The sequence below is a fragment of the Glutamicibacter sp. B1 genome (genome assembly GCF_039602135.1).
Taxonomy (GTDB): Bacteria; Actinomycetota; Actinomycetes; order Actinomycetales; family Micrococcaceae; genus Glutamicibacter; species Glutamicibacter ectropisis.
The window spans coordinates 828,522-843,555 of the sequence record NZ_CP125942.1; the positions used below are offsets into that span (position 1 = coordinate 828,522).

At 56.2% G+C, this 15,034-nt stretch carries 14 protein-coding genes, 1 tRNA gene and 1 pseudogene; 11 read left to right on the top strand and 5 right to left on the bottom strand.

Features of this window, described 5'->3' with window-relative positions; translation table 11 throughout:
• Positions 1 to 76: 76 nt before the first annotated feature.
• From rsmA to QMQ05_RS03820, 3 genes are all read left to right on the top strand, one after another.
• Positions 77 to 961 (top strand): 16S rRNA (adenine(1518)-N(6)/adenine(1519)-N(6))-dimethyltransferase RsmA, encoded by an 885-nt coding sequence (gene rsmA, locus QMQ05_RS03810; protein ID WP_345473146.1) that lies wholly within the window; start codon positions 77 to 79, stop codon positions 959 to 961.
• 2 nt (positions 962 to 963) lie between these two features.
• On the top strand, positions 964 to 1,896 hold the full coding sequence (locus QMQ05_RS03815) for a 4-(cytidine 5'-diphospho)-2-C-methyl-D-erythritol kinase (protein WP_345473148.1): 933 nt from the start codon (positions 964 to 966) through the stop codon (positions 1,894 to 1,896).
• A gap of 147 nt (positions 1,897 to 2,043) precedes the next feature.
• A complete protein-coding gene (locus QMQ05_RS03820) occupies positions 2,044 to 3,414 on the top strand; it encodes an NAD(P)/FAD-dependent oxidoreductase (RefSeq protein WP_345474619.1) in 1,371 nt (456 codons plus the stop codon).
• 25 nt (positions 3,415 to 3,439) lie between these two features.
• On the opposite strand, the gene QMQ05_RS03825 is transcribed toward QMQ05_RS03820, so the two are convergent.
• Positions 3,440 to 3,718, bottom strand: a complete 279-nt coding sequence (locus QMQ05_RS03825) for a putative quinol monooxygenase (RefSeq protein WP_345473150.1) — start codon at positions 3,716 to 3,718, stop codon at positions 3,440 to 3,442.
• 115 nt (positions 3,719 to 3,833) lie between these two features.
• The gene (locus tag QMQ05_RS03830; RefSeq protein WP_345473152.1) at positions 3,834 to 5,627 is read right to left on the bottom strand and encodes an ABC-F family ATP-binding cassette domain-containing protein; all 1,794 of its coding nucleotides are present in this window, start codon (positions 5,625 to 5,627) and stop codon (positions 3,834 to 3,836) included.
• 164 nt (positions 5,628 to 5,791) lie between these two features.
• Here QMQ05_RS03830 and QMQ05_RS03835 point away from each other — a divergent pair.
• The 3 genes from QMQ05_RS03835 to QMQ05_RS03845 all read left to right on the top strand — a co-directional run bounded on the left by QMQ05_RS03835 (position 5,792) and on the right by QMQ05_RS03845 (position 8,503).
• A tRNA-Gln gene (locus QMQ05_RS03835) sits at positions 5,792 to 5,866 on the top strand.
• Positions 5,867 to 5,998: 132 nt separating this feature from the next.
• Positions 5,999 to 7,450 carry a bifunctional UDP-N-acetylglucosamine diphosphorylase/glucosamine-1-phosphate N-acetyltransferase GlmU gene (glmU, locus tag QMQ05_RS03840; RefSeq protein WP_345473154.1) on the top strand — a complete coding sequence of 484 codons (1,452 nt, stop codon included), beginning with the start codon at positions 5,999 to 6,001 and terminating at the stop codon, positions 7,448 to 7,450.
• Positions 7,451 to 7,522: 72 nt separating this feature from the next.
• Positions 7,523 to 8,503: a ribose-phosphate diphosphokinase gene (locus QMQ05_RS03845; RefSeq protein ID WP_058255387.1), complete on the top strand. Its 981-nt coding sequence runs from the start codon at positions 7,523 to 7,525 to the stop codon at positions 8,501 to 8,503.
• Between the two features lie 69 nt (positions 8,504 to 8,572).
• Here the strand turns inward: QMQ05_RS03845 and QMQ05_RS03850 are convergent, their stop codons facing one another.
• Entirely contained in the window at positions 8,573 to 9,169 is a 597-nt protein-coding gene (locus QMQ05_RS03850) for a shikimate kinase (RefSeq protein WP_345473157.1), read from the bottom strand.
• 50 nt (positions 9,170 to 9,219) lie between these two features.
• On the opposite strand from QMQ05_RS03850, the gene QMQ05_RS03855 reads away from it, so the two are divergent.
• The 5 genes and pseudogenes from QMQ05_RS03855 (at position 9,220) to sufU (ending at position 12,830) form a co-directional block, all read left to right on the top strand.
• On the top strand, positions 9,220 to 9,717 hold the full coding sequence (locus QMQ05_RS03855) for a hypothetical protein (RefSeq protein WP_345473158.1): 498 nt from the start codon (positions 9,220 to 9,222) through the stop codon (positions 9,715 to 9,717).
• A 212-nt stretch (positions 9,718 to 9,929) separates the two neighbouring features.
• Positions 9,930 to 10,202: pseudogene (locus tag QMQ05_RS03860) on the top strand (50S ribosomal protein L25); the annotation flags it as partial.
• Positions 10,203 to 10,244: 42 nt separating this feature from the next.
• The gene (gene pth / locus QMQ05_RS03865; protein ID WP_345473160.1) at positions 10,245 to 10,826 is read left to right on the top strand and encodes an aminoacyl-tRNA hydrolase; all 582 of its coding nucleotides are present in this window, start codon (positions 10,245 to 10,247) and stop codon (positions 10,824 to 10,826) included.
• A 258-nt stretch (positions 10,827 to 11,084) separates the two neighbouring features.
• Positions 11,085 to 12,377, top strand: coding sequence for a SufS family cysteine desulfurase (locus QMQ05_RS03870; protein ID WP_345474621.1), 1,293 nt, complete (start codon positions 11,085 to 11,087; stop codon positions 12,375 to 12,377).
• A complete protein-coding gene (gene sufU, locus QMQ05_RS03875; RefSeq protein WP_334122481.1) occupies positions 12,378 to 12,830 on the top strand; it encodes a Fe-S cluster assembly sulfur transfer protein SufU in 453 nt (150 codons plus the stop codon).
• Between the two features lie 100 nt (positions 12,831 to 12,930).
• Here the strand turns inward: sufU and nhaA are convergent, their stop codons facing one another.
• Positions 12,931 to 14,277 (bottom strand): Na+/H+ antiporter NhaA, encoded by a 1,347-nt coding sequence (gene nhaA / locus QMQ05_RS03880; protein ID WP_345473162.1) that lies wholly within the window; start codon positions 14,275 to 14,277, stop codon positions 12,931 to 12,933.
• Positions 14,278 to 14,449: 172 nt separating this feature from the next.
• Positions 14,450 to 14,944 (bottom strand): DUF2505 domain-containing protein, encoded by a 495-nt coding sequence (locus QMQ05_RS03885; RefSeq protein WP_345473164.1) that lies wholly within the window; start codon positions 14,942 to 14,944, stop codon positions 14,450 to 14,452.
• Between the last annotated feature and the right edge of the window lie 90 nt (positions 14,945 to 15,034).

Genomic DNA, 15,034 nt, shown 5'->3' on the forward strand with positions numbered 1-15,034 from the left:
ACGCGTTCACCATCACGGTGGACGCGTCGCGTTGTTATGTTTGGAACTATCTGGCTGAACTAGAATTGGATCTGTGATGTCTAAGGAATCTTTGCCGCTACTTGGGGCCACCGAAATCCGTCGTCTGGCCGAAGAGCTGGGAATCCGCCCTACCAAGACGTTGGGGCAGAACTTTGTGATTGATGGAAACACCATCCGTCGCATTGTCGCCTCCGCTAACGTTGACCCCTCGGAGACCGTCCTAGAGGTCGGGCCAGGGCTTGGTTCATTGACCCTTGGCATCATGGACGCAGCCGCGAAAGTTGTTGCCGTGGAAATTGATCCACCACTGGCACAACGTTTGCCTCAGACCATGGCCGAATTCCGTCCAGGACGCGAAGAGGACCTGACCGTCATTCTCAGTGATGCCATGAAAGTCACCGAACTACCAGATAACCCGACCTCGTTGGTAGCCAACCTGCCCTATAACGTGGCCGTGCCGGTCGTGCTGCACCTGCTGGAACACTTCCCAAGCATCCGCAATGGTTTGGTCATGGTCCAAGACGAAGTTGCCGATCGCATGAGTGCAACACCGGGCACCAAGATTTACGGCATCCCATCGGTCAAGGGTGCTTGGTACGGAACCATGCGCAAAGCCGGAGTGATCGGCATGAATGTCTTCTGGCCAGCACCAAAGATTCATTCAGGCCTCGTCTCATTCACGCGTGACAAGGACCGTAGCGACGCCCCGGATCGTAAGGAAGTCTTCGCTATTGTCGACGCCGCTTTTGCTCAGCGCCGTAAGACCCTGCGTGCAGCGCTCTCGGGTTGGGCTGGCTCTGGCGTGCGCGCCGAAAAGATTCTGGTTGCTGCCGGCATCGATCCGAAGGAACGCGGCGAAAAGCTCGATATTGAGCAGTACATTGCGATCGCTCGAGCCGCAGAAGACGTACCGGTAGACGCGCCGGCTAGCGAGAGCTAAGCATGGCCAAGCAACGCGTTATTGCCACAGCTCCGGGAAAGATCAACTGCTATTTTCGGGTTGGACCGCCTCGCGAGGACGGCTACCACGAAGTGGCAAGCCTGTATGTGGCGGTGTCTTTGACCGAACAAATTGAAGCCACCCTGCGCACCGATGGGGAACTGCAACTGAGTCTGGAACCAGATTCGCCAGTGGTACACGACCCGGAGAACTTTCCTCTGGGCGAAGGAAACCTTGTCTATCAGGCCGCTCAGCTTTTGCGCGAGCACACTGGCACCACCTTGGGTGCCGACCTGCACATTACCAAGCGTGTGCCCATCGCCGGGGGCATGGGTGGTGGCTCGGCCGATGCTGCAGCAACCCTCGTTGCCTGCAATGAGCTGTGGGAAACCCACCTTGATCGCGAAGAGCTGGGACGTTTAGGAGCGCGACTTGGTGCAGATGTTCCATTCGCCCTCATGGGAGGGGCCGCCATTGGCCTTGGTGTGGGGGACCAGCTGGCGCCTTTGCTTACCCGGGCTAAGACTCATTGGGTGTTGATCCCTGCCAGTTATGGACTGTCCACTCCGCGAGTTTATGGCATGCTGGACCGACTGCGCGCCGGCATGGATATCGAGGTTCCACAAGAAATCGACCCGGCCGTCATTGAAGCGTTGATGGCTTCGGATGCGAAAGCATTGGCGCAAGTACTTGCCAATGATCTGACTCAGGCTTCCTTGGCCTTGGCGCCAGAACTGGGCACCATGCGAGATCTTGCTGAGGGAGCCGGTGCGCTACGAGCTATGGTTTCCGGTTCGGGTCCCACTCTGGCACTCTTGGTCAGCGATGACGAGCACGCCGAAGAGGTTATGGCTCAACTAGGTGACGAGGTGGGCGTAGCGACCATTCCTGTCACTGCACCGGCCGCCGGTGCACATATTTCCTTGAGTGAATAAGCCGCGACTTTGCTGAACTGCATGTCGTCGGTGTCACCACAAAGTTAAATTCCTTGATTGCTCTTGTCGTGCAATGAAACTGGTCATAGGCTGATTTCACAACGCTGGGTGAAAGCAATTCATTTAGGAAATTTGGGTGATCCGCGCATGCTCAATGGCCAGGTATCGCATTGGTGGGAACAAATAGGTGTCCCGGAGCCGCGCCCCGAACTTCGTGGGCATAGCACCGTCGACGTGGCCATCATTGGTGCCGGATTTACTGGGTTATGGACTGCCTATTATCTGGCCAAAGCAAAACCAGACTTGAACATCGCGGTGCTTGAAGCACGCCATGTGGGTTATGGCGCTTCGGGACGCAACGGCGGCTGGCTGACCAACACCATTACCGCTGGCCCCGATCATTACCGCACCACGCACTCCATTCAGGAGATCAACGACTTCCAGTTGGCGATGAACCAGACCGTTGAGGAAGTTATCAATATCTGTGCTGAAGAAAATATTGACGCTGATATTCTGCGCGGTGGCGAATTTGAGGTGGCCTACACGCCGGCTCAAGAACAGCGTCTGCGCGAGCATGCCCGTGCCACTAGTTCTTGGCAACATACAGATAGCAAGGTTTTAGAGGCCGAAGAAGCTCGAAATAAGATCAACGTCGCAGGAACACGGGCTGCCCTGTGGCATCCTCATGCAGCCAGAATTCATCCAGCGAAACTCGTGCGAGGGTTAGCTGAGGCGGCCGAACGTCTTGGGGTGAAAATCTTTGAAAATACCCGAGTGAAAACGATCCGCCCCAGGCAACTGGAATTCGACGGGGGAACGGTCAACACGCAGTACATAGTTCGGGCTACCGAAGGGTTTACTGCCCAATTGGCCGGACATCACCGACTTTGGTTGCCCATGAACTCTTCCATGATCGTGACTGAACCGTTGGCCGAATCAGTCTGGGATGAGCTGAATTGGAGCGCCGGGGAAGTGTTGGGGGATTACGCTCACGTTTACATGTACGCGCAGCGAACCGCCGATGATCGCATCGCGATCGGCGGACGTGGAGTCCCCTACAAATACGGTTCGCGAACAGACCTAGACGGGATCACACCCCAGAGCACCGTTACCGGTCTGAGCGAAGTTCTGCATCGCATGTTCCCCCAAACCCAACACGCCAAAATTGCTCATGCGTGGTCTGGGGTGCTCGGCGTTCCGCGCGACTGGGCTGCAACTGTCGGGCTCGATCCAGACACCGGAATTGGTTGGGCCGGTGGTTACGTTGGCACTGGTGTGGCGACGACCAATCTTTCTGGACGCACTTTAAGAGACCTCATTTTGGGGCACGACACCGCCTTGACTCAGCTGCCGTGGGTCAACCATCAGGTGCGCAAATGGGAGCCAGAACCCTTACGCTGGTTGGCAACCAAGGGGCTCTACGCTGCCTATTCTCAAGCCGATCGTAGTGAGCTCAAAGGCCGCGAGGGCTCATCCCCGTTGGCGCGTATCGCCGATAAGATCACCGGGAAACCTTAGTTCAGATGGTTAGCGTGGCACCGCGCTAGAGGCCTTCGATGCGGTATTCGCGCTTGATACCGGCGGTGCCTTGTCCCCAGTAGCTTGTTCTGACGCGCTGTTGATGGGCTTCGAAAGCTTGTGCATCAGTGAACTCTTCAGCAACGATCCACGTCCAAGGATCCTGTGCAGGTGTCACCTGAAATGACAGGCAACCAGGCTCCTGTCGAGTGAGCCGAATATGCTCTGGCAACAACTCAACGACGGCATCTGCTTCGGATTGATTGGCGCAGATAAGATGTCCGCTCAGGCTCACAATTCCCATGAATTGAGTGTGCCATGTAGCGAGGTTATTTATGGCACTGCCGGCTAAATGCGACGTAGGCCCGGAACCATGTTGGTTCCGGGCCTACTAAGAAGTCGTGCACTTCGAACGTGGGTTACTCAAGTAATTCCGTGAGCTCTAGCCAACGTTCTTCCAGCTCATCGATCTGAGCCTGATATTCATCGATTTCCGCGGTGAACTTGCCCAAACCCTCATAATCACTTTGGTCGTGATCGGCCATTTTGGCGTGGACCTTAGCGATCTTTTCGTTCAGCTGCGACACCTTGCGCTCATTGGCGTTCAACTCTTTTTGGGCTGCTCGAAGCTCGGCCCCCGACGGACCTGCAGGCTTGGCCGTAGCCGTATCACTTTGCGACTGCGAAGGGTTCGAGCCACCGGTGGAACCCTGAGCGGCACGCAGCTTGAGGTACTCATCCACGCCGCCTGGTACATGGCGGAAGTGTCCACCAAGGATTGCGTATTGCTGGTCGGTGACGCGTTCAAGGAGATAACGGTCGTGGGAAACAACAATGAGCGTGCCCGGCCATGAATCTAAGAGGTCTTCGAGAGCTGCCAACATGTCGGTATCAACATCGTTGGTCGGCTCGTCAAGGATCATGACATTCGGTTCATCCATCAAGATCATCAGTAGCTGAAGACGCCGGCGTTGACCGCCGGAAAGCTCACTGACCTTGGTGGACAGGTGTGCCGATGAGAAGCCCAAACGTTCCAACAGCTGGGCAGGGGTCAGATCCTTACCATCAACATTGAAGGTGGTGCGATAACGGGCCAGGACTTCACGAACCTTGTCCTGACCAATCGTTTCCAGCTCACGGAACTGCTGATCAAGCACCGCCAGCTTTACGGTCTGGCCGCGCTTGATCTTGCCACCCGTGGGTTCAACAGTTCCGGCAATCAATCCGAGCAGGGTGGATTTGCCGGCACCATTGGCGCCGAGCAGACCGGTGCGTTCGCCAGGACCGATGCGCCAGGTAAAAGGCTTGAGTACCTGTTTGGAGCCAAATGACACCTCGGTATCCAACAGGTCGATGACATCCTTGCCCAATCGGCTCGTTGCCATCTTCTGCAGTTCCAGCGGATTGCGGGCTGGTGGTACATCGGCGATGAGCTGATTGGCAGCTTCAATACGGAACTTAGGCTTTGAGGTACGTGCCGGAGCGCCACGGCGCAACCATGCCAGTTCCTTCTTCATCATGTTTTGACGTTTGTTTTCAGTCACTGCGGCGATGCGGTCACGCTCCACACGTTGCAGAACATAGGCGGCGTAGCCACCTTCAAAAGGCTCAACGATACGGTCGTGTACTTCCCAGGTGGTGGTGCAGACCGCGTCAAGGAACCAACGGTCGTGAGTGACAACCATCAGACCGCCAGCGTTTTTGGACCAACGCTTATTAATGTGTTCTGCCAGCCAAGAGATACCCTCAACATCTAAATGGTTGGTGGGCTCGTCAAGGATGATGACGTCCCAGTCCTGAACCAAAAGGGCTGCCAATGCGACACGGCGGCGCTGCCCACCGGAAAGGGTGCCAACGGTGGCTTCCCAATCGAGGTCAGCAACCAGGCCAGAAATAATGTCGCGAATTCTCGCTTCGCCCGCCCATTCATGGTCTTCCATCTCGCCCACCACGCTGTAATGCACGGTGGCTTCTGGGTCCAAGGTGTCGGACTGGTCTAGTACGCCTACGCGCAGGCCATTACGCAGGGTGACCCGTCCGGAATTGGGCTCGATCTTGCCCGAGAGCATGCCGAGAAGCGAGGATTTTCCTTCGCCATTGCGTCCCACCAGGCCGATACGGTCTCCATCGGAGATGCCGATGGTCACCGAGTCGAAGACGGTATGGGTGGGATATTCCAGATGTAGGGCTTCGCCCCCGAGTAAATGAGCCACGATTTCCATTTTACGTTCCGGGTGCAAATCGAGGTGGATCATGGGTCGTCGTGGGGTCAATGAACAGCACTTTATAAGTTGAGGTGTTTTCGATTTCACTCAAGGGGGCCGAACATGGCAGAATAATTAGCGTGCTTGTGGGGGATGACCTGCATAAGCCATTTTCCGCCCTGGTGTAATGGCAACACGCCAGCCTTTGGAGCTGTGCATTCTAGGTTCGAATCCTAGGGGCGGAACCATCGATAGAGCGCCACGCAAGTGGCGCTTTTATTCTTTAAGCAGTTCAGCCTTGTGCGTTGTGCACGTTAGACTTGTCTAAGGGTTTTTCTTCTCTGCCCAAAACCTTGAATCTAAACTGCAGGAGAACGCACTTGAGCGATCAGGTCAATGCACCAGTAGCTGTCATCGTCCTCGCCGCCGGGGCTGGTACTCGGATGAAGTCGGCTAAACCGAAGATCATGCATGAAATCGCAGGTCGCTCCATGATTGCTCACGCACTTCATGCTGCCTCGGCCCTGCAGCCAAAGAATCTTGTGGCCGTGGTTCGCCACCAGCGTGATCTGGTTGCCGAGCACATTCTTAGCCAGTTCCCATCCATCACCATTGCCGATCAGGATGAGATCCCAGGCACCGGCCGCGCGGTCCAACAGGGGCTGGACGCACTGGATCCAAGCCTTGAAGGTACCGTCGTGGTGACCTATGGCGATGTGCCATTGCTCACCAGCGAAGTCCTGCAGGATTTGGTCACCACCCACGAGGCCAACGGCAACTCGGTCACCGTCTTGACCACCTCGCTGGATGACCCTAATGGCTACGGCCGAATTCTGCGTGATGAGAACGGCGATGTCGCTGGCATTCGCGAGCAGAAGGACGCTTCGGCAGAAGAACTGCTGATCAAGGAAATCAACTCCGGGATCTACGCTTTTGACGCCAAGATGCTGCGTTCGGCGCTGACCGAAGTCACCACCGAGAACGCCCAGGGCGAAATGTACCTGACCGACGTGCTGGCTATCGCCCGTGCACGCGACGGACGAGTTGCTTCTTCACAGATTGCTGACCGCTGGCAGATTGAGGGCGCGAATGACCGCGTTCAGGTTTCTAACTTGGCCCGCATCTACAACCAGCGCAAGACCGAATTCTGGATGCGCGAAGGCGTGACCATCGTTGATCCAGCCACCACCTGGATTGACGCCGAAGTCATCATTGGCCGTGACGCGACGCTCAAGCCAGGAACCCAGCTGCACGGTACCACCATCATTGGTGACAATGCTGTTGTTGGCCCAGACACCACCCTGACCAATGTTGTGGTCGGCCAGCGTGCCACCGTCAAGCGCACCGACGCCACGGACTCTCGGATTTCTGAGGGTGCCTCGGTGGGTCCATTCGCTTACCTGCGTCCAGGTACCGAACTGGGCACCGACGGCAAGATCGGTGCCTTCTACGAAACCAAAAATGTCACGATTGGTCGTGGCTCCAAGCTCTCGCACCTCGGCTACGCCGGGGATGCTGAAATCGGTGAATTCACCAACATCGGGTGTGGCAATATCACCGCGAATTACGATGGTGAAAAGAAGCACCGGACCAAGATCGGTTCGCATGTGCGCACCAGCTCCAACACTGTGTTTATCGCCCCAGTTGAAATCGGGGATGGCGCATACACTGGTGCAGGCGCCGTCGTCCGCAAGAACGTCCCGGCCGGTGCTCTGGCACTGTCTGTGGCTCCGCAGCGCAATACTGAGGGTTGGACGCTTGAAAAGCGCCCAGGTACCCCTTCGGCTGACGCCGCATTCAAGTCCTCCCTGAATTCCTCGGGCACCGAGTAATCCGGCCCCGGACTTAATTTCCTCGACAACAACCTCATACGTGATAGCGAAGCGAGCGAGAAAGCATACCCCATGAGTGAAATCCGCCATAACGTCGACAAAGAGCTGGTGCTGGCCAGCGGTCGCGCCCACCCGGAACTAGCAGCCGAGGTCGCCAAGGAACTGGGCACCGACCTGCTGCCGCTGAACGCCTATGACTTCGCCAACGGCGAGATCTACGTTCGCTCGGATGAGTCGGTACGCGGCAAGGATGTCTTCCTGCTGCAGTCCTACCCAGCGCCGCTGAACAACTGGCTGATGGAACAGCTGATCATGATCGACTCGATGAAGCGTGCTTCGGCCCGTCGCATCACCGTGGTGGCACCGTTCTACCCATACGCACGTCAGGACAAGAAGGGCCGTGGCCGCGAGCCCATCTCGGCACGCCTGGTCGCTGACCTGTTCAAGACCGCAGGTGCTGACCGTGTGATCTCCTGTGATCTGCACACCGCGCAGATCCAGGGCTTCTTCGATGGCCCGGTTGACCACCTCTTCGGCTTCCCGCTGCTGGCTGACTACATCAAGTCGAAGGTAGACGTCAACGAAGTCACCGTGGTGTCCCCTGACACCGGTCGCGTTCGCGTGGCTGAGCAGTGGGCAGATCGCTTGGGTGGCGCACCACTGGCCTTCGTACACAAGTCCCGCGACTTGACCGTGCCGAACCAGGCTGAGTCCAAGACCGTGGTTGGCCAGGTTGAAGGCCGCACCGCGATCCTGATTGACGACATGATTGACACCGGCGGAACCATCGCAGGCGCAGTGCGCGTGCTGAAGGAAGCTGGCGCCAAGGATGTCATCATCGCCGCGACCCACGCGGTCTTCTCGGATCCAGCTGCCCAGCGTTTGGCAGAATGTGGTGCTCGCGAGGTTGTTGTTACCAACACCCTGCCAATCCCAGAAGAGAAGCGTTTTGAGAACCTGACCGTTCTTTCGATTGCTCCAACGATCGCTCGGGCGATCTCGGAAGTGTTCCACGACGGTTCGGTCACGAACCTGTTTGACGGCCGCGCCTAGCAGCCCTCGTTTCGCAATCGCCGAGAGGCCGGTACCAGCAATGGTTCCGGCCTCTTGGTCATTAACGGCTCAAAAATCGGTAGGTGATACCGGTGCTAGGTGAAGCTCTGCAAGTAGCCGCTGCGCGGACTGCTGTGGTGATTCTCCCTCGGTGTACAGCGTGGTGGTAGCAAGCATTCTGGTGAACGGGTCATCGAGCCACTGCGCCAGAAAATCATGGGACTCTCGAATCCAGTCGGTGTTTTTGGAAGCAATCGAACGTTCGCGAAGGATCTGCAGCGATGTGGTGCGATCTGAGCAGGGTTCGACAAAAACTACATGCTCGACTGACTTCAGGGCTTGAGCGACTTGCTGGGCGAGCTGTGCTTCACAGTAGGAAGCGTGGCCGGCGCCAAACGCAATAACTGCTTTGGGAAAGTCGGCCATGGCCCGCGAGACAGCATGCGCTCGTGCAATTTCCCAGTCACGTTCGGCTGCTACACGCCCTACCTTTTCAATGTGCTCCACCAGGCGCGTGATGCTCCAGCCGACTTCCTCGTAATACGGCGTACTGACCTCGTCGAGGTCTACGAACTGCATTTGAAGTTCATTAGCCAGGATCGCGCCGAGAGTCGACTTTCCGCTGGCCGCCGGGCCGATGAGAATCAGGTTCGTGTCAGATGTCATAGAGTGAGTCTTGCACGAAGAAGTAGTCCGGGCTCGCAAAGAAGGTTCACGTGGATCCGCTGACAATAGAAATTGGCAGTCTAGACCGTGAAGAAATTATGCTGCGGTTGGATGCCTCCGGCGTAGAACTCAATGCCCACGCTCAGCAGCTATTGCTGCATTCGGACTTTGCACAGGCTTGTGTACCGATGAAAATAAATTTGCTCAGCTGCAGTGTCAAAGCCCTAGGGCTGCCCGATGGCGGAACCTTGCCGCAGATTTACGCTAGAGCCCGGCACGTGGGCCTAGACCTTTGTCCTATAATCACCGGCCCATACCTACGTCTGGTCCACCTCGACCAGGAATCGTCGGGGAATTCCACGCTGAGCGCCGGCATGAAACCGGCAGATTCACTGACCATTGCCTCGCCAATTCTTGGGGATGACGATTACCCCAAGGGATTCTATTTGAGAGTCGTTGACTCGGTTCCGTGGCTGAGGGGATATCGTTGCGACGAAAGATATGAGTTTGCCCCAAGAGACACGTTCATTTTCCAACAACCAGCATGACGATGAAGACAGAAGTGGTGTTCGCTACAGGTTTTCTCGCTGGGGAGTTCAACTGGTAGAATTGTTGACTGTGCCCAGGCGAGGGAAACACCAGCGATGGTGGGACCGTTATCGACAAGGCCGGACAAGCTCTTTCATCTCTTAGATGTTGGATGCTTCCCGAGTCCACGCAAGGGCCTTAACGAAGCATTCATTTCCTAAGGAGAATTATCATGGCATCTGTCAACCTTGACGCCGTTGTACGTAGCGATTTCGGTAAGGGCGCTGCTCGTCAGGCTCGCCGCGACGGCCAGATCCCAGCAGTAGTTTACGGTGCAGGCTCCGAGCCACAGCACGTTCTGCTTCCAGCTCGCGAAACCACCCTGGCCGTTCGTGACCGCGGTGTTGAACTGGTTCTGAACATCGAAGGCAAGACCGTAAAGACCACCATCAAGGACATCCAGATCCACGCGCTGAACCGCACCGTTGATCACCTGGACCTGTTGGTCGCTGCCTAATTCCAGCGAACTAGGTTTTAGCTAAGCATCATGAGTGATGGCACTTGGCTCGTAGCCGGACTCGGGAATCCCGGGTCCGGCTACGCTGGCAATAGACACAATATCGGGCAGATGGTGCTCGATGAGCTGGCCAACCGGATCGGCTCGAAATTCAAAACCCACTCTTCGCGATCACAGATCGTTGAAGGACGCATGGGCATTGGCGGTCCACGAGTCGTGTTGGCCAAACCGATGGTTTACATGAACCTTTCCGGTGGCCCGGTAGCGAACGCTGCAAAGTTCTTCGGAATCGGAGTCGAGAATCTGATCGTGGTGCACGATGAGATCGATATTCCTTTTGACACCATCAAGCTCAAACGTGGTGGCGGAGAAGGCGGCCACAACGGCCTGCGCGATATCTCCAAGGCGATGGGCTCCAAAGACTATCTTCGGGTTCGTGCCGGTGTTGGGCGCCCACCTGGGCGCATGGACACGGCCAAATGGGTCTTGCAAGATTTCTCCAAGACCGAGAAGCAGGAGCTTCCGTTCTTGATTGATAACTGTGCCGACGCGGTAGAGCTAGTAATGAGCTCGGGCCTCGAAGCTGCACAAACTAAATTTCATACAAGCTGACTCCTCACACGTTGACTGCAACGTGCGAAGAATAAGTTCTCAAGGATCACGGGATGGGCTGGTTAGCTCTCCGTGGTCCTTGGCTCGTTAAATACGTCCGGGTTGAGGCGTTACTTACTAAGGCCAAACTTAGATGTGCTTCTTGGCCAGTAGTGGAATAATTACCCAATGTACACCTTGCCTAATCCAGTGGCATCGCTTGATTGCGTCGCTTACTAGGCAACTCATGACAATTATTCGGAGGACCACGTGCAGACGATGACCGGTCAGCCAGAAGCTCAGGTATCGCTCAGTGCCGTTGAGGTTCAGCGCATCAAGGCAGATTTTGAGATTCTGGAGCACCAAGTCAACGGTACCGACGTCGTGTACTTGGACTCAGGAGCCACCAGTCAGAAGCCTCGCTGCGTTTACGAGGCAGAACAACACTTCTATGAGAACGCCAACGCAGCTGTTCACCGTGGTGCTCACACCCTCGCCGTAGAAGCTACCGAACTTTATGAGGAAGCCCGCGAGACCGTAGCTAAATTCATTGGCGCTCGAACCAATGAGCTGGTGTGGACCTCTAACGCTACCGAAGCGCTGAACCTGATCAGCTACTCAATCTCCAATGCCTCTTTGGGGCGCGGGGGAGATGAGGCAGCACGCTTCCGCATTGGTCCGGGCGATGAAATTCTCACGACCGAAATTGAGCACCACGCTAACCTCATCCCTTGGCAGGAACTAGCTTTCCGCACCGGCGCGACCCTGCGCTATGTTCCAGTGGACGATGAGGGAGCGCTGCGTTATGACCTGCTTGATGAGTTGGTCACCGAAAAGACCAAGCTGGTCGCTTTCACCCACGTCTCGAACGTGTTGGGGACCATCACCGATACACAGCGCTTCGTTGACGCAGCCCGCAAGGTGGGCGCACTGACCGTCTTGGACGGGTGCCAGTCTGTTCCGCACCTACCGGTAGACGTCAAAGCACTAGACGTTGATTTCATGGCTTTCTCCGGGCACAAGATGCTCGGACCAACCGGTATCGGCGCACTTTACGGGCGCGAAGAACTACTCAACGCCATGCCACCATTCCTCACCGGCGGATCAATGATCACCGTTGTCGATATGGAACACGCAGAATTCCTTCCCGCTCCGCAGCGCTTCGAAGCCGGAACCCAGCGCATCTCCCAGACCCATGCTCTGGCCACTGCGGTGAGTTACCTGCAAGAAATTGGCATGGAGCGCATTGCTCAGTGGGAAGAACACCTCGGTGCCCTCTTGTATGAGGGCCTGTCCCAGATTGAAGGCATCCGCGTCTTCGGTCCCAAGGATATCCGACGCATCGGCACTGTACCTTTCGAAGTCATCGGCGTACACCCGCACGATGTGGGACAGTACTTGGATTCGCGCGGTATCGCCGTGCGCGTAGGCCACCACTGCGCTCAGCCATTGCACCGCGCCCTGGGCGTTACCGCCACCACGCGTGCCAGCACTTATCTATACAACACGGAAGAAGACATCAAGGCATTGCTAGATGCTTTGGGCTCCGTGCGTGAATACTTTGGAGTCTAAATGAACGAATTAGATCAGCTGTATCAGCAAGTTATCTTGGATCATTCCAAGCGTCGTATTGGATCGCCACTCGTAGAGGTTGGCCCAGGAGTTTTGCACGGTGAATCCCACCAGCACAACCCTATTTGTGGTGACCAGATTCGCGTACGAGTCGCGTTGGATGACAATGATCATTTCGAGGCGATGAGCTGGGAAGGTGATGGCTGTTCCATCTCCATGGCTTCAGCCTCCGTGCTCAGCGAAATGCTTCCAGAGATGACCAAGAGTGAATTCTTGGACAAGTTGGAGATCTTCCGCGAGATGATGCGTTCGAAGGGAACCTTCGAACCAGACGAAGAAGTACTAGAAGACGCTGCAGCCTTCGTGGGCGTCTCCAAGTTCCCTGCACGCGTCAAGTGCGCAATGTTGGCTTGGGTCGCCGCTGAAGCAGCGATGCTTGGTGCGAACAAGTAACTGACTGACATAGAACTGTGGCGCTTGCCTTCCATCTGGAAGGCAAGCGCCACAGCCGTTTAGGGACTCTTATTTACGGTCAGTTAGCTGTCCCTGAAACCTAGCTGTTGTTGTCCTGCTGATAGACGTCAGGAATTCCGTCATGGTCCTCATCGCGAGTCTCACGCTCGTTGATCGCCTTGTAGCGGCGGTTGCGCGGTACCAGCCAGAGAGCACCGAGGATGGCAGCTATAAAGGAACCACTGAGAATGGCCACCTTGGCATGCTCGTAGTGCGGGGATTCCAGACCGAAAGACAGCTCGGAGACCAGCAATGAAACGGTGAACCCGATGCCTGCCAGCAAAGTGACGCCCAGAAGATCGCCCCAACGGGCATCCTTATCCAGTGAAGCCTTAGTGAACTTGGTCAACAGCCAGGTGGAGCCCATGATGCCGATGGGTTTACCGGCGACCAATCCGATCACAATGCCCCAGAAGACCGGATCAGTTAGGACATTTCCGCTGTTGGGATCCGAAGAAACCACCGTCACCCCGGCGGCAAAGAATGCAAAGATTGGGATGCAGATCCCTGATGACAGCGGGCGGAAACGGTGTTCAAACTGTTCGGCCAGGCCGATACCTTCACGTCCATCGGTGCGCTTCACCGGAACACAGAAGCCCAGAACGACACCGGCGATGGTGGCGTGGATACCCGAACCGAAGACAAAGATCCATGTAATGATGCCCAGTGGCAACAGGATGATCCAAGCGGCCCAGGCGTACTTTGCGAAGAACTTTCCACAGTAACGTGCCAGAACAGTAAAGAGAATGATGGGGATTAGCGCCAGACCCAAGTAGGCAAACTTGAGTTCATCAGTGAAAACAACAGCAATGATGACGATGGCGATCAGGTCATCGACAACTGCCAACGTCAGCAGGAAGATGCGCAACGCAGTGGGAAGCGCGGAACCAATCACCGCGAGGACCGCCACCGCAAAGGCGATGTCGGTCGCTGTCGGAATGGCCCAGCCACGCAGAAGCTCGCCGCCTCCGGAGCTGGCAGCAACGCCGGTGAAAATTAGGGCCGGTACCAGCACCCCACCAAAGGCAGCCGTCACCGGTACGGCAGCAGTTTTGATGTTGTGCAGGTCGCCGATGACAAATTCTTTTTTCAGCTCGAGACCGGTGAGGAAGAAGAACACCGCCAGCAGTGCGTCTGCGGCCCAGTGACCAATGGACAGATTCAGATCAACCCCGAATAGGGTGGGGCCAAAGTGAAAATCACGCAACGCAAAATATGAATCGCGCAGGGGAGTATTGGCCCAAACAAGGGCTAACAATGCACCGGCGATAAGCACCATGCCACCGACGGTTTCTTTGCGCAGGATGTCACCGATGCGCACCGATTCTTTGTAGCTTGGGCGTGAAAACAGGTTCTTTCCAGAACCGGAAGGAGGAGTGTGGGTCATGCGTGGAACTCGCTTACTTCGTTAAATGAACAATTCACGCCGACCAGACTTCCCGGCACACCAGTGTCCACCCTATCGCGATTCGTGCTGTGGACCACAAATCCCCGGAATTATTGCGAAGAATCGCACATCCGGGGACTTGGGGTAGCTCAAGCTTTGAAGATCAACAAGCTTACTTTGAAAGCCAAGCGTTGACCTGAGCTGCCTGCAGGTTCAGAGCCTTGCCAATGTATGGCTCAGCGGCGGAAGCCAACTTGCCACCGATGAAAGGAATCGACGAGGAAACCTTGGCGTCTACGGCGAATTCGGAGACGTCACCCTGAGCGGTCAACTGCTCGGTTCCGCTCACCGTCACTGGGACACCGCCAACGGTGATCTGTACGTTGGCAGTACGGCTACCGGCAGCATCCGGGGCGCTCCACTTTTCTACCTGGGTGACCTCGATGGACGACCCAACAAACTTGCGGGCAATGTCGGGGACACGATCGGTAGGCACCGAACGGACCGTGGTGAGGGTGAAGGCACCAGCGATATCGCCATCTACGGTGAATTCAGTCAAAGTGCCGTTGGCAACCTTGGTCAGGTGATCGGCGAAGCCACGATCGCTCAAGGTAGCGATGACCTGCTGGGCAGGGTGGCCGATCTGAGTGCTTGCATTCAATGCCATGAAAGCTTATCCCAATCTGGAAATTTTGCTGGCCGGGCAGGCAGTAATTGCTTGCCCGGAGACGGACAGTATTAACCCTATCCGGTGGGA